At 53.5% G+C, this 228-nt stretch carries 1 protein-coding gene; it reads right to left on the bottom strand.

Features of this window, described 5'->3' with window-relative positions; genetic code table 11:
- Positions 1-228: P27 family phage terminase small subunit (locus tag RRF55_RS28350; protein ID WP_439419347.1), on the bottom strand; the 228-nt coding region annotated here is incomplete at both ends.

The raw sequence follows: 228 nt of genomic DNA, 5'->3' as shown, positions 1-228 counted from the left end.
CTTTCACCTTCGTTCTGGCGGCCGGAGTCAGACCGAATTCAACCAGGTAACTTTTAAAACGTCGATCAGCATCCGCCAACATTGCTACTGCCGGGTTAGCCTTAATCAAAAAACCGCCCTCGGTCTGCACGGTGTAAGTTCGCCCCTCGTCAGCAATAGTCAGGCGAAGCTGCAGAATGTCGGCGTAAATATCGCAGAGTCGTTCGAGCGCCAGCGTATCGGCAATGG

The organism is Klebsiella sp. K47, from assembly GCF_051858335.1.
GTDB classification, from domain to species: Bacteria; Pseudomonadota; Gammaproteobacteria; order Enterobacterales; family Enterobacteriaceae; genus Klebsiella; species Klebsiella pneumoniae.
The sequence above is the reverse complement of the archived record's forward strand: the minus strand, read 5'-3'. Positions and strand labels throughout refer to the sequence as shown.